This is a genomic window from Peribacillus sp. YIM B13472 (genome assembly GCF_042788005.1).
GTDB classification, from domain to species: domain Bacteria; phylum Bacillota; class Bacilli; order Bacillales; family DSM-1321; genus Peribacillus; species Peribacillus simplex_E.
This window is the reverse complement of record NZ_JBHZPG010000001.1, coordinates 151,218-171,003: the sequence shown is the minus strand read 5'-3', so window position 1 is coordinate 171,003 and position 19,786 is coordinate 151,218. Positions and strand designations below refer to the sequence as shown.

Annotated in this window: 17 protein-coding genes and 3 pseudogenes; 18 read left to right on the top strand and 2 right to left on the bottom strand. The window is 40.8% G+C overall.

Annotated features, from left to right (window positions below; all coding sequences use genetic code 11):
* The first annotated feature begins 210 nt into the window (after window positions 1-210).
* On the top strand, window positions 211-1,431 hold the full coding sequence (locus ACFX4I_RS00865) for a multidrug effflux MFS transporter (protein WP_377418733.1): 1,221 nt from the start codon (window positions 211-213) through the stop codon (window positions 1,429-1,431).
* 63 nt (window positions 1,432-1,494) lie between these two features.
* Here ACFX4I_RS00865 and ACFX4I_RS00860 read toward each other — a convergent pair whose 3' ends face one another.
* Complete coding sequence (locus tag ACFX4I_RS00860) at window positions 1,495-2,280, bottom strand: SDR family oxidoreductase (RefSeq protein ID WP_283932700.1); 786 nt, start codon at window positions 2,278-2,280, stop codon at window positions 1,495-1,497.
* A 205-nt stretch (window positions 2,281-2,485) separates the two neighbouring features.
* On the opposite strand from ACFX4I_RS00860, the gene ACFX4I_RS00855 reads away from it, so the two are divergent.
* The 6 genes and pseudogenes from ACFX4I_RS00855 to ACFX4I_RS00830 all read left to right on the top strand — a co-directional run.
* On the top strand, window positions 2,486-3,472 hold the full coding sequence (locus ACFX4I_RS00855; protein ID WP_377418410.1) for a Gfo/Idh/MocA family protein: 987 nt from the start codon (window positions 2,486-2,488) through the stop codon (window positions 3,470-3,472).
* 109 nt (window positions 3,473-3,581) lie between these two features.
* Window positions 3,582-3,890, top strand: coding sequence for an iron-sulfur cluster assembly accessory protein (locus ACFX4I_RS00850; RefSeq protein WP_230303648.1), 309 nt, complete (start codon window positions 3,582-3,584; stop codon window positions 3,888-3,890).
* A gap of 21 nt (window positions 3,891-3,911) precedes the next feature.
* Window positions 3,912-5,033 (top strand): NADH-dependent flavin oxidoreductase, encoded by a 1,122-nt coding sequence (locus ACFX4I_RS00845; protein ID WP_377418407.1) that lies wholly within the window; start codon window positions 3,912-3,914, stop codon window positions 5,031-5,033.
* 321 nt (window positions 5,034-5,354) lie between these two features.
* Window positions 5,355-6,764: a GH1 family beta-glucosidase gene (locus tag ACFX4I_RS00840; RefSeq protein WP_283932702.1), complete on the top strand. Its 1,410-nt coding sequence runs from the start codon at window positions 5,355-5,357 to the stop codon at window positions 6,762-6,764.
* A 501-nt stretch (window positions 6,765-7,265) separates the two neighbouring features.
* Window positions 7,266-7,417, top strand: a pseudogene (locus tag ACFX4I_RS00835) (DUF6176 family protein); the annotation flags it as partial.
* A gap of 9 nt (window positions 7,418-7,426) precedes the next feature.
* Window positions 7,427-7,578, top strand: a pseudogene (locus ACFX4I_RS00830) (IS1595-like element ISSpps1 family transposase); the annotation flags it as partial.
* A gap of 169 nt (window positions 7,579-7,747) precedes the next feature.
* On the opposite strand, the gene ACFX4I_RS00825 reads toward ACFX4I_RS00830, so the two are convergent.
* On the bottom strand, window positions 7,748-8,593 hold the full coding sequence (locus ACFX4I_RS00825; RefSeq protein ID WP_230302269.1) for a nucleotidyltransferase: 846 nt from the start codon (window positions 8,591-8,593) through the stop codon (window positions 7,748-7,750).
* Window positions 8,594-9,140: 547 nt separating this feature from the next.
* Between ACFX4I_RS00825 and ACFX4I_RS00820 the strand changes: the two genes are divergently transcribed.
* From ACFX4I_RS00820 to cysW, 11 genes and pseudogenes are all read left to right on the top strand, one after another.
* Window positions 9,141-10,781: a SulP family inorganic anion transporter gene (locus ACFX4I_RS00820; protein WP_377418730.1), complete on the top strand. Its 1,641-nt coding sequence runs from the start codon at window positions 9,141-9,143 to the stop codon at window positions 10,779-10,781.
* An 84-nt stretch (window positions 10,782-10,865) separates the two neighbouring features.
* Complete coding sequence (locus ACFX4I_RS00815; protein WP_230302270.1) at window positions 10,866-11,279, top strand: MerR family transcriptional regulator; 414 nt, start codon at window positions 10,866-10,868, stop codon at window positions 11,277-11,279.
* A gap of 236 nt (window positions 11,280-11,515) precedes the next feature.
* Window positions 11,516-13,030: a carboxylesterase/lipase family protein gene (locus ACFX4I_RS00810; RefSeq protein WP_377418404.1), complete on the top strand. Its 1,515-nt coding sequence runs from the start codon at window positions 11,516-11,518 to the stop codon at window positions 13,028-13,030.
* Between the two features lie 32 nt (window positions 13,031-13,062).
* A pseudogene (locus tag ACFX4I_RS00805) lies at window positions 13,063-13,278 on the top strand (kynureninase); the annotation flags it as partial.
* Between the two features lie 69 nt (window positions 13,279-13,347).
* Window positions 13,348-14,697, top strand: a complete 1,350-nt coding sequence (locus ACFX4I_RS00800; protein WP_377418401.1) for an amino acid permease — start codon at window positions 13,348-13,350, stop codon at window positions 14,695-14,697.
* A gap of 17 nt (window positions 14,698-14,714) precedes the next feature.
* A complete protein-coding gene (gene kynA / locus ACFX4I_RS00795; RefSeq protein WP_377418398.1) occupies window positions 14,715-15,560 on the top strand; it encodes a tryptophan 2,3-dioxygenase in 846 nt (281 codons plus the stop codon).
* A gap of 72 nt (window positions 15,561-15,632) precedes the next feature.
* A complete protein-coding gene (locus tag ACFX4I_RS00790) occupies window positions 15,633-15,962 on the top strand; it encodes a cyclase family protein (protein WP_377418395.1) in 330 nt (109 codons plus the stop codon).
* A gap of 67 nt (window positions 15,963-16,029) precedes the next feature.
* Window positions 16,030-16,683: a nicotinate (nicotinamide) nucleotide adenylyltransferase gene (gene nadD, locus ACFX4I_RS00785; protein WP_377418392.1), complete on the top strand. Its 654-nt coding sequence runs from the start codon at window positions 16,030-16,032 to the stop codon at window positions 16,681-16,683.
* A 264-nt stretch (window positions 16,684-16,947) separates the two neighbouring features.
* Window positions 16,948-17,976, top strand: coding sequence for a sulfate ABC transporter substrate-binding protein (locus ACFX4I_RS00780; protein WP_377418389.1), 1,029 nt, complete (start codon window positions 16,948-16,950; stop codon window positions 17,974-17,976).
* Between the two features lie 70 nt (window positions 17,977-18,046).
* A complete protein-coding gene (cysT, locus tag ACFX4I_RS00775; protein WP_230302278.1) occupies window positions 18,047-18,886 on the top strand; it encodes a sulfate ABC transporter permease subunit CysT in 840 nt (279 codons plus the stop codon).
* Window positions 18,887-18,897: 11 nt separating this feature from the next.
* Window positions 18,898-19,782 (top strand): sulfate ABC transporter permease subunit CysW, encoded by an 885-nt coding sequence (gene cysW, locus ACFX4I_RS00770; protein WP_230302302.1) that lies wholly within the window; start codon window positions 18,898-18,900, stop codon window positions 19,780-19,782.
* Window positions 19,783-19,786 lie beyond the last annotated feature (4 nt).

Genomic DNA, 19,786 nt, shown 5'->3' with positions numbered 1-19,786 from the left:
GCTTAGGTTCGTAGGATCTTCAAATATGTTTCTTGATTTAAGATTTTTCCTTTTTAGAAGATTTCTGAGTTTTGAGCATTACTTAATTGAGTGCTGGAGGGAAGAATCCAATTCAAGGGAAGCATACTTATCGTAAATTGTTCGGATCTTTTGTAAAATAAAGAAAGTCAAGTTTTATTCAGGAAAGGGATAGGGGTAATAATGATTGAAATGAAGGAAACGATATCATCAGGCAACGAAATGACTAAATCCAAAAGGCTGTTGATGGCTCTTATGCTGGGGTCTTTTACAGCGATTGGGCCACTGTCACTTGATATGTATTTACCGGGTCTCCCTACACTGGCGGAGGATCTGAAAAGCAGTACGTCTTTAGCGCAGCTGAGCTTGACTGCCTGCTTGTTAGGATTGGCTTTAGGACAAATTTATTTAGGGCCGCTAAGTGATGCAAAAGGAAGACGGACACCGTTAATCATATCTTTATCCATTTACTGCATTTCATCTCTGTTATGCGCTTTTGCTCCAACCATTGAATTGCTTTTATTATTACGTTTTATCCAAGGTATTGCGGGAGCGGGAGGCATTGTCATTTCAAGGGCCATAGTTCGTGACTTTTTTTCAGGATCGGATTTGACCAAGTTCTTCTCCATGTTAATGCTGGTGAATGGGGCGGCACCGATATTGGCTCCGGTTTTTGGCGGTCAGCTTTTGCAGTTCACGTCTTGGCGGGGAGTCTTCATTGTCATTTCAGTATTAAGTATCATTATGGTTGCGGCTGCATTTTTTGGGATAAAGGAATCTTTAACGTCTAATCTCAGAAGTGCAGGTGGGGTAAATGATACTATCAGGACATTTGGGAACTTATTGAGAGATCGTGTGTTTATGGGCTATGCTTTTTCACAAGGATTCATAAGTGCCGCTATGTTCGCTTATATTTCCGGATCGCCTTTTGTTCTCCAGAACATTTATGGCGTTTCCCCACAGACCTTCAGTCTGATTTTTGCAATAAACGGAATTGGGATCATCATCGCTTCACAAGTTGCCGGGAAGCTGGCAGGGAAGGTTAAAGAAGAAAAACTGCTTCAAGTGGGATTATGTCTAGCCTTGTTTGGGGGAATATTGCTTCTTGCCTCAGTCCTTCTCGAAATTGGGTTGGCAGGAATCTTGGTCGCTTTATTCCTCTCCGTCTCCAGCGTCGGTATTGTCGGTACAACGAGTTTTTCTTTAGCGATGCAAAATCAGAAAAAAACAGCAGGCAGTGCTTCGGCTTTAATTGGCCTGCTTCCTTTCATTTTAGGATCACTAATGGCTCCCTTGGTGGGACTAGGTTCAGGTGAGTCACCCTTGCCGATGGGAATTGTAATGGTAAGTTGTCATGTCATCGCCATGTGTGCTTATTTAATCCTTGCCCGTCGTGGATTAAGGCGAGTTTAATTAGGAAAAGCTGAAATCCCTGATGTGGATTTCAGCTTTTTCCTTTAGGGGCCTAAGTATGAATCATAATAGTGATTCTGCTCCATCGATATAAACTTCCGTGCCCGTAATATGGGAAGACATGTCTGATGCTAGAAACAATACGAGATCACCAGCTTGTTCGGTAGTCCCCGCCTTCTTCGCCAGGGGCTGAGAGCCTTGCGGATATTCAATGGGAATCGTGATTTTTTTTAAGTTATCATCTTCTGGGAATGTGTTATCGTGAATGTTCGTATCGATGGAGCCGGGACAAATGGTATTTACCCTGATTTTATATCTTGCCAATTCGAGTGCAGCCATTTTCCCAAAAGCGACTTGACCAGCTTTGGATGAACTATAAGCGGAAAAACCAAAATTCTTGAAATATCGGTTTCCATTGATGGAGCTGTTGATTACGATGCTGCCACCCGTTTCCTTCATGTAAGGAATGGCGTATTTGATGGTGAGAAAGGTGCCTTTGAGGTTGATGGTATGTGTCTGATCCCAATCTTCTGGCTTTATATCTTCTATAGGGGCAATCACTCCGTTAATGCCTGCGTTTGCAAATACAAAATCAATTTTCCCAAAATGTTCATGGGCCGTCTTGTAGGCATGTTCAACTTGCTCAGCCTTGGAAACATCCGTTTTAATGATTAAAGCCTCTCGACCAAGGTTTTCCACTTCTTCCTTCACTTTTTCGGCATTTTCGACTGTACGGTCAAAAAAGATGATGTTCGCGCCGTTTTCAGCTAATTTCAGTGCAGCACCCCGGCCAATTCCCGATCCTCCACCGGTAATGATGGCAACTTTGTTTTTCATTAATTCTGTCATAAACTTCACACGCTCCTTTTAAGTTTGCTTTCCCGTTAGGGAGTATGTAGAAACATCATGGCAGTGGTATTATAGAAAAATTATAAACGAACATTGCCTAAAAAATCCAATTTAAACAGTTGCGAGTGTTCATTAAACTTTGTTTTTTAGTGAAATGTCTGTATATTGAGGACATAATTAAGTTAGCTTGAAAGGGGATAGGATGTTGATAAGATTAGGGGTAATAGGTACAAATTGGATCACGGAACGATTTTTGGAGGCTGCAAAGCATGTAGAGGATTTATCGTTAACCGCCGTGTACTCACGTACAGAAGAGAAGGCCAAGGAATTTGCCAATAAATACGAAGTACATACGACTTTTACGAATTTAGAAGCAATGGCCGCCAGTGATGAAATCGACGCTGTATACATAGCAAGCCCTAATTCTCATCATTGCAGGCAAGCCGTGTTGTTTTTACAAAATAAAAAACATGTATTATGTGAAAAACCAATGGCTTCAAATGCGGCAGAAGTAAGGGAAATGATTGAGGCTGCAAAACAAAATGATGTGCTATTGATGGAAGCGATGAAATCGACCATCATGCCAAATTTCGAAAGTATGAAGGGAAATCTGGATAAAATCGGGAAGGTACGGCGTTTCTCGGGAAGCTTTTGCCAATATTCATCTCGATATGATTCGTATAAACAAGGCACTGTGCTGAATGCATTCAATCCGGAATTCTCCAGTGGCTCTTTAATGGATCTTGGTATTTACGTACTCTATCCGCTTGTTGTTCTGTTCGGTAAACCAAATAAGGTACAGGCATCAGGAACGATGCTTGAATCAGGAGTCGATGGGCAAGGTACGATTCTGCTTTCCTATGATGAAATGGAGGCAGTCGTCATGTTCTCCAAGATCACTGAATCCAATTTGCCTTCGGAAATTCAAGGTGAACATGGAAGCATCATCATTCAGAAAATTTCAGGACCGCAAGCGGTGGATATTCAGTATCGGGATGGAACCACTGAAAATATTTCGGTTAAACAGGATATGCCTACCATGTATTATGAAGCGAAAGAGTTTGTTGAATTGATACAGCAGGGAAAAATGGAGTCCGGTATAAATTCATATTCGAATTCACTATTGACTATGGAAATCATGGATGAAGCAAGAAAGCAAATCGGCATCGTCTTTCCTTCAGACCGCTTATAAGCATTTGAATGGACATGGCCAATAAGGAAGGGGAAAAATGGATGTTACTGATAACCCGTAATTGGGTAGAATTCAGTACAGGGATAATTTTATTGTTGGGGGAATGGACATGAAATGCAAAATTAATCGTAATGCAGCAAAGGTCTTACAAAAAATGCTGAGCACCGAAGAAGCTGAAGGGAAAATGATTCGTGTATATATCACCCATATGCATGGCGATCATGCCCATTATGACATGAAACTAGATACACCGGCAGAACATGATGAAATCGTCAAAACAGATAAAGATATCGATATTTTACTTGATTCACGTGAAGAATTTCTGGATGGTGTCTGGATTAAATATTTTTATGTACCTGAAGAAGGCTTTGAAATCACGAACCCTTCTAAAGAACCGCACGGACATCATCACCACTAAGAGTAAAGGGGGAGGATTGGCATGAATCAAAAATACGAAAAGATCTTTCAACCATATAAATTTCCATCAGGGGTAGAAGTGAAAAATCGTATCATGATGGCCCCAATGACCACTTATTCTTCGGATGATCAAGGCGTTGTAACCGATGATGAACTGGCCTATTACGCTGAGCGCTCGGCTGGTGTAGGTGCGGTGGTCACGGCATGTGCCTATGTATCTGCTGGAGGAAAGGGATTCCCAGGCCAGCTTAGTGCAGATGACGATTCGTTTATCCCATCCTTGAGAAAACTAGCCGAAACAATCCAGTCCAACGGGTCCAAAGCGATTCTGCAAATATATCATGGAGGCCGGCAAAGTCCGCCGGAATTATTGCCTGATAACCAACCAGTTTCTGCAAGTGCCATTGCTTCCAACGAGGAAGCACCTGTACCGCGGGAAATGAGTGAAGACGAAATACAAGACGTTATTAAGGCATTTGGCGAAGCAACAAGAAGGGCCATCGAAGCAGGATTTGATGGTGTGGAAATCCATGGTGCCAATACGTACTTGCTTCAACAATTCTTCTCGCCACACTCGAACCGTCGTACGGATAACTGGGGTGGGACATTGGGAAAACGATTGATTTTCCCGCTTACCATTGTGAATGAAGTCGAGAAAACGGTTGCCAAGCATGCGAAAAAGCCGTTTATCATCGGCTACCGCCTTTCTCCTGAGGAAGGCAGCAATCCTGGCATCACTTTAGATGATACGATCCAATTCGTTGACAGACTAGCTAATCAAAACCTGGATTATCTACATATATCGGTAGGTCACTTCTGGAATGGCTCATTCCGTGAGAGTGATAGGACAAAGTCGCGCATTGTTAAAATTTACGATAAAGTAGGTAATCGTATCCCTGTGGTCGGTGTAGGATCACTGCATACACCTGAAGAAGTTGCAGAAGCTATGGAAACGGGTGTCCCTTTTATCGCCCTTGGCCGTGAGCTTCTTATGGAACCGCATTGGATTGAAAAAATCAGGTCTGGAAAAGAAGCGGAAATACGGACTACCCTCTCAAAAAAAGATCAGGATGAACTGGTCATTCCAGATCCGCTTTGGGAAAAGTTGATTGGGATAAAAGGTTGGCTCCCGGTTGTGGAGTGATTGTTAATGTCTTGAATAATATGTTACCCGTCCTCCAAAGGAGGACGGGTTTTGTGTGTGTTCATATGAAACTAACAACTAGATGTAAGTTTTTCATCTTTTACTAAAAAAGTGAGATTGATTTTGCAGAATCAATCTCATTTATTTTCGTATATTATTGATTCTGGATTTATTCATTCTTCATAGTAAATACTATCTTTAATGCAAAGTTTATGTAGTCAAATATGAATGAAAGTAATATAATCATATTAATATTTGTACCAATGAATAAAATATATTATTATCAATGTCATAAGTAGGTATGAAAATGGAGGGTTTATAATGAAATTTCCACATGATTTTTTATTCGGAGCAGCTTCTGCTTCTTTTCAAATAGAAGGAGCATGGGATGAAGATGGTAAAGGTATAACGAATTGGGATGTCTTTTCAAAGATTCCAGGGAAAACATATGAAGGTACAAATGGAGATGTAGCGATAGACCATTATCATCGTTACAAAGAAGATATTAAATTAATGGCGGAGATGGGACTTGAATCATACCGGTTTTCCATTTCATGGGCACGTATTTTGCCGACAGGTGACGGGGAAATCAATGAAAAAGGCTTGGAATTTTATAATAATGTTATTGATGAATGCTTAAAATATGGGATTGTTCCTTTTGTTACGCTGTATCATTGGGATTTGCCTTTGACGCTTGAACAAGATGGGGGATGGACGAATAAGCGAACAGCTGAAGCATTCGTCAAGTATGCGGAGATTTGTTTTCGCGCATTCGGAGACCGCGTGAAACATTGGATCACGTTTAATGAAACGGTCATGTTTTGCGGTTTGGGGTATCTAAAAGGAGCTCACCCGCCTGGAATCCAAAACGATGAAAATAAATACTTCCAAGCGACACATTACGTTTTTTATGCACATGCCAAAGCGGTAGAGGTATACAAGGCACTGAATCATTACGGTGAAATTGGGATTACCCATGTATTCCTGCCAGCTTATAGTATTGATGACAAACATGAGAATGTATTAGCTGCTAGGCATGCCAATGAATATGAAACTTTTTGGTATTATGACCCAATTTTAAAAGGTGAATATCCAGCTTATGTGGTTGAGCAATTAAAGGAGAAAGGCTGGACACCAAGTTGGACTGAAGAAGAACTGGATACGCTAAAAAGAAATGCGGGGAAGAATGATTTTATTGGACTCAATTATTACCAGCCCATTCGTGTGGAAAAAAATCGGGAAGCCGTTTCAAACATGGAGCATTCAAGAGAAACATCTACTTTAGCTCCAGGAAACCCGTCTTTTGATGGCTTTTATCGGACCGTAAAAATGGAAGATAAAACATATACAAAATGGGGCTGGGAAATCTCACCTCAAGGATTTTTAGATGGGCTGCATATGTTAAAAGAACGTTTCGGTGATATTAAAATGTATGTTACAGAGAACGGACTTGGTGATGAGGATCCGATTATCGATGGTGAAATAGTGGATGTTCCCCGTATTAAATATATTGAGGAACACTTAAAAGTGATTAAACGTGCAATCAAAGAAGGCATCCATTTAAAAGGGTATTACGCATGGTCTGTCATTGATCTATTAAGTTGGTTAAACGGGTATAAGAAGCAATACGGATTTATTTACGTGGATCATCATGATCGGTTAAACCGGAAAAAGAAGCTGTCGTTTCATTGGTATAAGCATATTATCGAGACGAGAGGAGAAGAGCTATAAACTGAAAAAAAACCTCTTGATTTTAATTAAATTTATATAAAAAATTCAAAAGATAGTTAGTCTATTAGGGCTAACTATCCTTTTTTATTTACATAATTGACTAACTAAATAATGATTGAAAATTGGTATAGAATTAATAAGCATATTAGTTGGTTTTAGGAATGGGACGTTGCCTCGGTCCGAGGACTTTATAGAAACAACAACAATAGTACTCATTATTGGTAAAAATACTAATAGGGATAAGCAGTGAAAGGAGAATTTCTTATGAGAGTTCAGGAAATAACCGTTGATAATAAAAAGGCATATCTACTATTGGATGCAAATGGCTTACCTGTTGACCCAGTTGCAAAGTTTATGAAATAACTTCATAACAGAGAAAGTAGAGCAGAACCTTATAAACATACTGTATGGCTTTAAATCATACTTAACTTACTTGGAGCAAATAGAAGTGGATTATCAACAAGTCACTATGACGAGTGGTTAAGATTTTTAAACGAAAATATGAAAGGTGTGCTAGTGAAGGTGAAAAGATGTATGTTGAAACTATATTTAGAGAATTTTTAAATGATGATGAGTATTTATATTGGTATTCAGTTCAAGGGGTAGGCGGTCAAGAAGTAAAGCATTCAGACCACTGGATAGATAAAAAGCATTGATATAGGAAAATTAATGACGTTTCTACGAAGGTTTTGCAGTTATATCTGGGGTGGTTTCAGTCCCTGGACATTAGGAAAATGGAGAACGATTTAAGTAAGAAAAAGCTGATGCTTATTCTATAAGTGTTCTAGGAACTTGGGAAACTGCAATGCATTAAACACTGCCTTCTAAGTTTACAGTATATCTCTAAGTGGAAATCACAAATTTGCCCAATGATTTCAAATAAAAAATGAACTTGGCAGTGTATCTCCAAGCTCATTTATTTTACTGTCCATTTTTTGTTAAAGTAAATACAACATTTGAGAACGAGCACACTGTTAGTGTAGTTATGAAATTTCCAGGTTTTTTACTTTGTTTGGATTATAAGTTTGTATCCACTTTTCTGCTTCGTAAATCATCCAGTTACCAAATTTATTTAAAATAACTAATATATCTTCAGGGTTCTTAGGTGGTTCAATAGCATACTGAAGTGCTTGCTTCATTTCGGGTTCTTTCTCTGGAAAATGCTTCGCAAATAATTTATAGGCTGGATACAAATCCCTTGTATAGAGATTTTCCTCAACTATAACAAGAGCAAGTCCTGCTCTGACTAAAATTTTCATTATCCAAACACAACAATCTATTATATCTTCATTGTCATCATTATCTACAAGGGCATTCTTTGCTTGTTCTATTTGGTTTTTCAAGTTTATTAAATGCTCATTACCAACTGTTTTATCTGCTCGGAAATCAGGTATCTGCGTTGTTAAATCTTCTCCATACACGCACACACTATGGGTTTTAATCATAAATGGAATAATTGAAAATGTAGTAGTTCCTAAAATGTCTTCTATATGATAGAAACTGAATTCAACACCATTTACAGCACTGAATTTATTGTTTAATTCTTGTTCAGCCATATCTACCCATTTTAAGTCTATATTAGTAGTTTTTTTATTCGTAATGGCAATTGTGTCTAGGTCTGAAACACCTTTCATGCCCAATCCGCGTGGAACCGAACCCCTAATATAAATGCTATGTAAATCTAATCCTAAATGGGTTTGATAATTCTCTACTACTTCTTCTATTAACATAAGAAATTCAGGTTTAACCTTCTTTAAACTTGAATCATTGCGTATATATCCATTTTTATCAGATGCACAGAAGCGTCCAATGCTCTTAATACGTGTCATGGTTTTCCCCCTTAATTCATTGAACTGTCCCGTTAGTTTAAGTAGAAAACTTCACAATATCATATGGATTTTAACATAAATATCCATTTTCATTCCACCTTCATCTTTTGAGTCGATTTCTTGTCTACTTAGTAAATCAACCTATGGGGAATTAGTCCAAAGTTCAAACCTCCTGATTTGTAGTCTGAATCTCCGGCTTCAAATTAACCAGACTGGAAGTATGGTCCCGGATTGTAATGTAAATGTAAAAAGATGCAAAAAGTTGTAAACAAATGTTAACGTTACTAACAATGTACAGTTTTACGTTTTACTGTATAATGTTGAAGCGTGGTCGAGACCATGTCAAATAACCTAACAAAGGAGATTACATATGACGATTATTTCTTAGTTTTGAAAAGTCCCCGCATCGTTTGTCCCGTTGAAAAAACCTACAATGGTTAGATTAATTTCGATCAAGCAACTCCCTCAAAAATGAGAGAATGTCATTTTTCCTGAAGATGGTAGATTCCGATCTTAAAAAACGACTAAGGATGTGAGTTTGAAAAGGATGATAAAAGATTCTAGATTTCAAGGGTATAATATGAAGGGTTTTCAAAAAGACGTAACGGCAGGATTGGTTGTAGGTGTTGTAGCCATTCCTTTAGGATTGGCTTTTGCAATTGCTTCAGGCGTCGAACCGATATATGGGTTATATACGACCATCATCGCTGGAATCCTCATATCGATTTTGGGTGGCTCCAAGTATCAAATTGGAGGACCAACCGGGGCGTTTGTTCCTTTATTATTTGGAATCGTTATGCAATATGGGTATGAAAGTCTGCTTATTGCCGGGTTTTTAGCGGGGATGATATTGGTCTTGATGGGCCTTCTTAAGTTGGGCAATTTAATGAAGTTCATTCCCCGTCCAGTCATCATTGGATTTACAACAGGAATTGCGATAATAATCTTTTCAGGGCAAATTGCCAACTTCTTTGGCATGAAAGTGGAAAAACATGAAGCGTTCATGGATAACATGAAGGAACTGGTGATTAAAGCAGACACGATCAATATATATAGTGTGTTTGTTGCGATTATATGTTTTGTCGTCATACTGTTGGCACCTAGACTTCTGCCCCGAGTGCCAGGACCGCTTTTGGGTCTGCTAATATCAACAATGGCAGCCTACTTTTTATTTCCCGATAAGGTGGCTACGATTGGTTCCACGTATGGAGCGATTCCGAAAGGTTTTCCGGGATTCCAAGTGCCGGAGCTTTCAGTGGAAGTCATTATCACACTCCTTCCCGTTGCATTTACAATTGCCTTGTTAGGCGGTGTCGAGTCATTGTTATCCGCTACCGTGGCAGATAACATGGGGGGAACCAAGCATGATAGCAATAAGGAATTGGTTGGGCAAGGAATCGCGAACATCGCGACCCCATTCTTTGGCGGGATACCTGCAACAGGTGCTATTGCCAGGACAGCTACCAATATAAAAAGCGGGGCAGTCTCCCCGATGTCCGGAGTCATTCACGGTATTGTCGTTTTACTGGTTTTGCTGGTGCTTTCTCCATATGCAGCACATATACCTTTGGCTAGCATGGCGCCCATATTGATGTTTGTTGCCTGGAATATGAGTGAAAGAAAGGAATTCGCTCATGTATTGAAAACGAAGACGGCGGATTCTGCGGTTTTGCTGGTCACCTTTCTCGTTACTGTCTTCACTGATTTAATCATGGGAGTGGGAATCGGCTTATTGATTGCATTCATCACCTTCATTGCAAAAATGAGCCATACGTTAAAGGTTAGGGAAAGAAGTCATGAGATTACTGAGATTGTTCCAATTGATAATTCGGATTCAAAGATCAATGTGTATAACTTGGAAGGTCCCCTCTTCTTTGGTTCGATAGACGTCTTGGAGTCATCGATATTGGAGAACTTGGATAATAAGACGAAAGTGTTGGTATTAAGCATGCGCCGGGTAACATATATGGACACTTCAGCAGAGGCTGCACTATTGGCGATTGTTAATCGCATCGGTAAATATAAGGGGAAATTAATCATTTCCGGAATCCAGCAGCAACCAAAGGAATTGTTACTCAGCACAGGTTTGTATCATAAGATAGAAAAACAGCACTTTTTTAAATCGAAGGAAGATGCCCTGTATTTTGCCAAGAAGCAGTTGAAGGGCAATTCAGATAAAGTAGTCTAATAGATTCATCCTCGAAGTCACCTTTTAGGATAGTTATGTTATAGTATCGTTAACAGTAGATTTAAAAAGAAGGTGACTATCTGGGTGAATGTATATCGGATTGGCCAGCTTGCTGAACTTGCGAATGTTTCGCGAAGAACCATTGACTATTACACACAATTAGGAATGCTGAACTATGAAAAAACTGGGTCAAGATATCGATATTACACAGAAGATGCTTTAAATCGTCTTCAAATGATTAATCGGTATAAGGAACAGAATATGCCATTGACTGAAATCAAGGAACGGTTACAAGTCTTGTCTGAAACCACTGTTGAATCTGAGCAAGTGCTCTTGATGGTGGACAAGATATCTACAGACCTTAAAGGACTGGAGAATGAATTGCTTGAATTAAAGCCGTTACTGGAACAGCTCGATGAACAGCAATTAACATATGCTGCACAACAGCTTTCCGTTCGGGGCAGCTCTTTATTGAGCATCATTGCCATGCTCTCTTAATATTTTGCAGAGTTCGCCAAAATAAGACCTGATTGGGTCTTTTTTTTGTCCTTTTATTTACATGCGGTAATATCCTCAATAACTTTTCAAATCCCAGGCATGACCTTAACTTTATATAAGATAGTGTTACTTTGTTGGAATGGCCAAATAATCTTTTTTCGATAAAGATGAAGGATATGAAGGAATGGAAAAAGAAGAACTTAAATATCTACTACTATATGAAGAGGTGAAAGGGAATGATTGGATCAATAGTTACGACGGTAAAAGGACATTTTCAAGGTACTATGGAAAACGATATATGCGTTTGGCGTGGAGTCAGGTATGCGAAAGCGCCGATTGAGGCTCTGCGTTTCCGGTCACCGGAGCCAGTTGATAAGTGGAGCGGTGTCATGGATGCAGTGGATTTTGGTCCCATTCCCCCGCAGCCGATGGATCGGGCAGTAAGAACAGGAATGGCCGGAGATGAAAAAATGGATGAGGATTGTTTGTTCCTGAATATTTGGTCACCTAGAGCTGATGATAAAAAACGTCCGGTCATGGTCTGGATTCCTGGAGGAGCTTATATAACGGGAGCTGGATCCATTGATATGTACAATGGACATTTACTGGCTAAAAATGGAGATGTAGTCGTAGTAAGCATCAACTATAGACTGGGGGCACTGGGATATCTGGATTTTACCGAATTGGCAGGTGATGGGGAAATATTTGAAACCAATTTAGGTTTACGTGATCAAGTTGCGTCTCTTAAATGGGTTAAAGAGAATATAGAAGCGTTTGGCGGCGACCCTGATAATGTTACGTTATTTGGTGAATCAGCTGGGGGCAATGCGGTTACGACTTTACTTACTGTTCCATCAGCGAGAGGTCTTTTTAAACAGGCCATTGCAGAAAGTCCCGCTCCGGTATCTGTTTACGGAAAAGGATTTGCGCGCCAATTCAGTGAAAGGTTCCTTGAGATATTGGACATTGAAAAGAATGAAATCCATCGGTTAAAAACACTTCCAGTTCAAGAGATTGTCGCGGCCTCCTACAAACTCTTACGGGAAAACTCACAAGCCATGCCGGGCTCACTATCATTTGGACCTGTCGTAGATGGTGACTTCCTGCCCGATTATCCACTAGATTCGATTCGATCTGGAAAAGCAAAGGGAATATCCTTGCTTATAGGAACAAATAGGGACGAAGCGACATTATTCGAACAGATGGATCCCCCTTTAATCCCAACTAATGCGGCAATGATTCATAAAATGTTCGAAAATACAGATCCAGAGGCGAAAGAGCGAATTACGAATGCTTATATAAACTACCCAGAAAAGAAAGCTGTGCTTGGCATTGGCCGTGATGCGACTTTCCATATTCCCTCGGTTTGGTATGCGGAGGCATACAGCCGCTTTGAAAAAACTTGGATGTACCGTTTTGATTATAAAACGGCGGCAATGCGCATAAGTAAATTAGGGGCGACGCATGGTATGGAAATCCCTTTTGCCTTCCAGACTTTCGACTCGGCATTTGGGAAACGGATTACTTCATTTAGTTCAAGGTCAGCTGCCCTAAAGGTTTCCCATAGAATGCAGGGCCACTGGGTCAACTTTGCGAAACATGGAAACCCCAATCCCCCGGAGGGTGAAATTTGGCCGAAATATGATGAAACCAACCACTACACCATGATTTTTGATAAAAAGGATTATATTGAAAAAGATCCTGACAGAATGATAAGGTTGGCATGGGAAGGGGTAGGGATTTACAAGTGAAAAATAGTGGATGGGAAGTAAGCGGGGAGAACATGGATATCAATAATTTCATGTCAACGAAAGATTATGCGAAAACTTTGGATCAGGAAGATCCATTAGTTTTTTACAGAGAGGAGTTCTATTTGAACCCAGGGATGATTTATATGGATGGCAACTCATTGGGACTTTTATCGAAGCGGGCTGAGAAAAGTTTAATGAAGTCATTGGAAGATTGGAAAAGGTATGGAATAGACGGCTGGACGGAAGGGGCCGCCCGGCAGATTATATGAAAACTATGAAAATAAAAGGGGAATCATTGCCTAGAATGGGAGCAACATATGGAGAAAAATAAGCTGCATCGTGAATTATCATCGAGTCAAATCACAATGATTGCCATGGGGTGTGCAATTGGCACCGGATTATTTTTGGGGAGCGGCCTTGCGATTTCGACGGCAGGTCCAAGTGTACTGATCAGCTATGCAATTGGTGCATTCATTGTCCTTCTACTGATGGGCTGTTTGGCGGAAATGACTGTAGCCCATCCAACATCGGGATCGTTTGGAACCATTGCTGAAAAATATATAAGTCCATTTGCGGGTTTTGTTGTGAGATATTCATATTGGATGGCGAATGTCCTTGCCATTGGTGTCGAAGTGAGTGCCATCGCTGTTTATATGAAATATTGGTTCCCGGATGTACCTGGGAGCGTTTGGATCTTCCTTTTTGCTGCACTGCTAATCTATGTAAATGCGACGAGTGTCAATACATTCGGGAATTTTGAGTATGTATTTTCCATGATCAAAATCAGCGCCATTGTCATATTCATACTACTGGGCGCCTACGTGGTGATTGGCGCCGAACCTTCAAGCGGGATCGGTGTAGAGAACTTTGCCAATGATGGCGGTTTTATGCCTTTCGGTTTTTGGGGGCTATGGGTCGCCATATTCATTTCTCTCTTCAGCTTTTTAGGAACTGAGTTGATTGCGGTGACGGCGGGAGAAGCGAAGGATCCGGATATTGCCGTCCCTAAAGCTTTGAAGGCAACAGTCTTCAGGCTTGCCACTTTTTATGTACTGACAATCGGGATCATGTTAATGATTGTTCCCTGGCAATCGGCCGGTATTGATAAAAGCCCATTTGTTAGGGTAATGGAAATCCTGAATGTTCCCGGGGCATCGGGGATCATGAATTTCATTATTTTAACCGCTGCAATATCTGCAATGAACAGTCAATTATATGCCTCCACCAGAATGATATTTTCATTATCCGAGCAGAAGCAGGCTCCAGCCCTATTTCAAAAAGTGAGCAATAAAGGAGTCCCGGTAAGGGCCCTTCTCATATCCACCTTGGGCATATTTCTTGCTGCAGGAGTAAAGGTCCTGCTTCCTGATACTTCATATGCATTCATGATGGGGATATCTATGTTCGGAGCCATTTTTACCTGGTTCATGGTGTTCATTTCCCACTTGTTTTTCAGGAAGAGGTGGGAGAAATCAGGGGGACGCAAATTACCGGTTAAAATGTATGGATTTCCATATCTAACGATTCTTGGTGCATTTCTTTTGTTTGCTTTGACGGTATCTACCTGGTTCACTGGCCCGTTTAAAATTGTGCTCCAGTTCGGTGTTCCTTGGCTGATCTTTCTTTGCATCGTTTATGTATTGATGTCGAAAATCAAAAGAATGTAAAGGGAAAGAGGGATAGGATGGATAAGGGTCCAAGAGATGAACATCGTTTGGAAGAAAGTATGGTAACTGATTTTGAAAAAGATATGTCCTATGGGGACTACCTTCATTTAAATCAAATATTATCAAGTCAGCATCGGCTTTCCGGTCATCACGATGAAATGTTGTTCATCATCATTCACCAAACAAGTGAATTATGGATGAAATTGATCCTCCATGAATTGACTGCAGCAACAGCCCTTATTGAGGCAGGACGTTTGGAGCCTTCCTTTAAGATGCTATCCAGAGTGGCCAGGATCCAGCAGCAACTAGTTCAATCCTGGAATGTGCTTTCGACCTTGACGCCATCCGATTATATGGAATTCCGGGAGAAACTAGGAAACTCTTCAGGGTTTCAATCATTTCAGAATAGGTTGATAGAATTTGCGATGGGTCAAAAGAATTCGCAAATATTGGCCGTTTTCCGTCATCAGCCCGAGCTTTATGAGTCGATGATGGCAGCCTTGAATAAACCTAGTATTTATGATGCGGCTATAGGGGCTTTGGCTGCAAGGGGGCTTCCCATTGATCAATCGGTATTGAACAGGGATTGGTCTGTAATTTATCAGGAAAATGCAAGTGTTGAAAGCGCGTGGCTGACCGTTTACCGTGATGTGCATAACTACTGGGATTTGTATGAGCTGGCCGAAAAGCTCGTTGATATTGGAAGTCAACAACAATTCTGGAGATTCAATCATATGAGCACCGTCGAACGGATCATCGGTAATAAAAAGGGAACTGGCGGATCGTCCGGTGTAAGTTATCTGAAGAAAGTGGTCGAACAGCCATTTTTTCCTGAGCTTTGGACATTAAGGACCAAACTGTAAGCATGGACTGGTGGGAGAAATACATGGATCCGTGGTTAAATATTTTTAGCGCCAGAATGAAAATACGGCATATTGGCCAGGAGATACGCAATATTCATATCGGCTGATTTCATCAATGGCTGGAGGGTCAACTGTCAATGTAGGGGAAATCCGGATGAGTACCCATTAGGAACTCAAATTGATGCCCCCTTTCATTTTGATGGAAATGGAAAGAAATCATATTTATATATTGGCACTGCTACTGTAGTAAAGGTGGATGCAGCTGAAAGCATTGGCATTAAAGATTTTGAAGGCATACAGGGCGCCCGGCGGTTGTTGCTGGCAACAGGTCAATGGAAGGGCTGGTCATTGACGTACTGGAACCTGGACTGTACAATTTTGGATGCATTGCCGGTTGCATGAGAAGCCGGGGACGGGAGTCCGGTCAGGGCCGCTGAGAAAAAGAAAAGCTGATGGGGAGAGATGGAAAATGGGTAAAATTGGAATTTATGGATCTTCCTTCGATCCGGTCACGAATGTGCATTTATGGACAGCCTCGACCATTGCGCATCGTGCAAAGCTAGACAAGGTGATTTTTTTACCTTGCGCAAATGGCCGTATCGATAAACAGATGAAAACGAGTAATGAACACCGTTGGGAAATGCTAAATTTGGCAATAGGGGGCAACCCGCTATTCGAAGTTAGTGATTATGAAATTAATGAACGCGCCGGAACGAGTAAACAATATACTTGGTATACGATGGAACATTTTAAATCGCGATTTCCAAAGGACGAAGTTTTTTTCATAATGGGTGCAGATTTACTTGAAGATATTGATAATCAGGAGTTACCGGTACACTTACGATGGAAATTCAGGGAAAAATTGATTGCCAATCATAAATTCATCGTCATGGCGCGGGATGGGATAGATATGCTGAAAATCATATCCAAAAGTCCATTGCTAAGGAATTATGATGACGGCAATACATTTCACCTTATAGATAAAGGCCTCTCCATGGAAATCAGTTCTACATATATAAGGGATGAATTCGCGATGGGCGGGGAACCAAGATATTTACTGCCTGATCAGTGTTATAAGTATATCGTGGACAATAAGCTGTATCAAAAAGCATCAAGTTCATAAGTGTTGGCCGTATTAAAGGGCTCGATCTCCCCGTTGGATCGAGCCCTTTTGTTTGGAGAATTCACTATTCGTGAATGAGTTAAAATAAAAGGACATGATTATTAATAAAACACAGTTGACAACTTGGTATACTTTGCTTTATGTTAATGATACATAAATTCAGAATATTTGCTGATCAGAGAACTGAAGGCATACTATCTCCTTGAATAAAAATAAAAAGGGAATAGTGTGCTTTTTTTGTTGCAAAAAAATAGGGGGGATTCCATGAAAAAGTTGATGATATTAACAAGTTTGACATTAGCATTCGGTGTACTTGCTGGATGCAACTCGGAAAAAACGGAAGGGGAAGGGGCATCAAAGTCAGTCGAGCTTTTGAATGTGTCATATGATCCGACACGGGAATTGTACCAGGAATTCAATGAAGCGTTCGTGAAGCACTGGAAAGAAGAATCCGGTCAGGATGTAACGATTCAACAATCACATGGCGGATCTGGTAAACAGGGCAGGGCCGTTATTGATGGATTGGAGGCGGATGTCGTTACATTGGCATTGGCTTATGATATTGATGCCATTTATGAAGCTAGTAACCTAATAGCGAAGGATTGGCAAAAACGTTTACCGGAAAACTCGACACCATACACATCAACGATTGTGTTTTTGGTGAAAAAGGATAACCCTAAAGGCATTAAAGATTGGGATGATCTTATTAAAAAGGATGTATCCGTCATAACACCAAATCCGAAGACTAGCGGAGGGGCAAGGTGGAATTACCTGGCTGCCTGGGCTTATGCGGAGAAGAATTTCGATAATGACGAAACAAAAGTGAAGGGTTTCATGAAAAAACTTTATCAGAATGTTGAAGTCCTGGATTCAGGGGCCCGCGGTGCAACCACCACTTTTGTAGAAAGGGGAATTGGTGACGTACTTATCGCTTGGGAGAATGAAGCCTATTTAACACTGGAAGAATTCGGTGATGACAAATATGAAATCGTCAATCCTTCAATCAGTATATTAGCAGAGCCACCGGTAGCTGTTGTCGATGAAGTGGTCGAGAAAAAAGGAACAAAGGAAGTGGCTGAAGCTTACCTGGAATACCTATATACGGATGCCGGTCAGGAAATTGCCGCGAAAAACTTCTATCGTCCAAGGGATGAGAAGATTCTAGCTGAATACGAAGACCAATTTGCAAAAATCGATATGGTGACTGTTGAAGATACGTTTGGCGGTTGGAAAAAGGCCCAAGAAACACATTTTAATGATGGCGGTACATTTGACGAGATTTATCAACAGTAATAAGCATGAAGGAGAAGATGGCTTTATCACCTTCTCCTTCATAAATCGGAAAAAGAGCTGAGGCGAAGCTATGAATATAGTGACAGAAGGTAAACAGACGAAAAAGAGAACCATACCCGGTTTTGGATTGACGATGGGTTTTACGTTGCTGTATCTCTCCATCATCGTTTTGATCCCGTTATCCATGATTTTTCTAAACACATTTTCAATGGGGCTTCAGGACTTTTGGGCGACCATAACTGAGCCAAGGGTTGTTGCTTCGTATAAATTGAGTTTCATGACAGCGTTAACTGCGGCCTTTGTGAACGCAGTTTTTGGTGTGTTAATTGCCTGGGTGCTTACTCGTTATGAGTTTCCCGGCAAACGGATCATCGATGGACTGGTGGATTTGCCTTTTGCCCTCCCGACTGCCGTGGCAGGAATTACTTTGACCACCTTGTACTCACCGAACGGATGGATCGGACAATTTTTCGGCTTTAAAATCGCTTTCACTCCTGCCGGGATCATCATCGCCTTAATATTTATCGGTCTTCCATTCGTCGTGCGGATGGTTCAACCGGTGCTTGAAAATATCGAAAAAGGGATGGAAGAAGCGTCTGCTTCTTTAGGGGCGAATCGAATGCAGACATTCATTAAAATTATCTTCCCGGAATTGATTCCAGCGATATTGACGGGTTTTGCACTTTCGTTTGCGAGGGCACTTGGAGAGTATGGGTCCGTTGTCTTCATTGCAGGAAATATGCCGTTTAAAACGGAGATTTCCCCGCTGATCATCATGACAAAGCTTGAACAATATGATTATGAAGGGGCAACAGCTGTTGCGGCCGTCATGCTCATTATTACATTTATAATTTTGTTCACCATCAATATCTTGCAATGGTGGACCGGCAAAAGATATTCAGGGAAGTAGGAGGGGATATGATGGAACATGGTAATTCAGTGGTTGCTAAAACGAAGCACCCAGTCAGCATTACGAGAAACGCAACAAAAGAGCCTAAATCCATACAATGGGTCCTTATCTCCATTGTTTTGCTATTTTTGTCTTTGTTTTTAGTTGTCCCATTAATCGCAATCTTTGTAAAGGCTTTTGAAAAAGGTGCAGAAGCTTATTTTGCGGCCATTGTCCATCCTGATTCCTTGGCTGCGATTAAGTTAACATTGATCGTTGTCCTCATCACCTTGCCACTTAATGCCATATTCGGGGTTGTGGCTGCGTGGACCATAACAAAATATGATTTCAAGGGAAAAAACTTCTTAATAACACTGATAGATTTGCCTTTTTCCGTTTCACCCGTCATTGCTGGGTTGATTTTTGTCCTTCTGTTTGGCTTACATGGAACATTTGGTCCACTGCTGCAATCATTTGACATTAAAGTGATTTTTTCAATACCAGGGATTGTCATCGCCTCCATTTTCATCACCTTCCCATTCATTGCACGCGAATTGATCCCGCTCATGCAAAGTCAGGGGACGTCTGAAGAAGAGGCTTCACTCACGCTGGGTGCTGGAGGGTTTAAGACATTTTGGTATGTGACGCTTCCCAATATAAAATGGGGACTTCTATATGGAGTCATCCTTTGTAATGCAAGGACAATCGGGGAGTTTGGAGCTGTATCGGTCGTATCAGGCCATATACGGGGCATGACCAATACGATGCCGCTTCATATTGAAATCTTATACAATGAATATCAATTTTCGGCTGCTTTTGCCGTTGCATCCCTGATGTCCATCTTTGCAATCATGACCTTGATCATTAAAAGTTTCATAGAATGGAAAACGGACTTTAAATCAACCAAAGCGAGTTAGGAGG

Coding starts and splice junctions, on each gene's coding strand:
- ACFX4I_RS00865 (WP_377418733.1), top strand. CDS start 211: ATGAAGGAAACGATATCATCAGGCAACGAAATGACTAAATCCAAAAGG.
- ACFX4I_RS00860 (WP_283932700.1), bottom strand. CDS start 2,280: ATGACAGAATTAATGAAAAACAAAGTTGCCATCATTACCGGTGGAGGA.
- ACFX4I_RS00850 (WP_230303648.1), top strand. CDS start 3,582: ATGAAATGCAAAATTAATCGTAATGCAGCAAAGGTCTTACAAAAAATG.
- ACFX4I_RS00845 (WP_377418407.1), top strand. CDS start 3,912: ATGAATCAAAAATACGAAAAGATCTTTCAACCATATAAATTTCCATCA.
- ACFX4I_RS00840 (WP_283932702.1), top strand. CDS start 5,355: ATGAAATTTCCACATGATTTTTTATTCGGAGCAGCTTCTGCTTCTTTT.
- ACFX4I_RS00825 (WP_230302269.1), bottom strand. CDS start 8,593: ATGACACGTATTAAGAGCATTGGACGCTTCTGTGCATCTGATAAAAAT.
- ACFX4I_RS00820 (WP_377418730.1), top strand. CDS start 9,141: ATGATAAAAGATTCTAGATTTCAAGGGTATAATATGAAGGGTTTTCAA.
- ACFX4I_RS00810 (WP_377418404.1), top strand. CDS start 11,516: ATGATTGGATCAATAGTTACGACGGTAAAAGGACATTTTCAAGGTACT.
- ACFX4I_RS00800 (WP_377418401.1), top strand. CDS start 13,348: ATGGAGAAAAATAAGCTGCATCGTGAATTATCATCGAGTCAAATCACA.
- kynA (WP_377418398.1), top strand. CDS start 14,715: ATGGATAAGGGTCCAAGAGATGAACATCGTTTGGAAGAAAGTATGGTA.
- nadD (WP_377418392.1), top strand. CDS start 16,030: ATGGGTAAAATTGGAATTTATGGATCTTCCTTCGATCCGGTCACGAAT.
- ACFX4I_RS00780 (WP_377418389.1), top strand. CDS start 16,948: ATGAAAAAGTTGATGATATTAACAAGTTTGACATTAGCATTCGGTGTA.
- cysT (WP_230302278.1), top strand. CDS start 18,047: ATGAATATAGTGACAGAAGGTAAACAGACGAAAAAGAGAACCATACCC.
- cysW (WP_230302302.1), top strand. CDS start 18,898: ATGGAACATGGTAATTCAGTGGTTGCTAAAACGAAGCACCCAGTCAGC.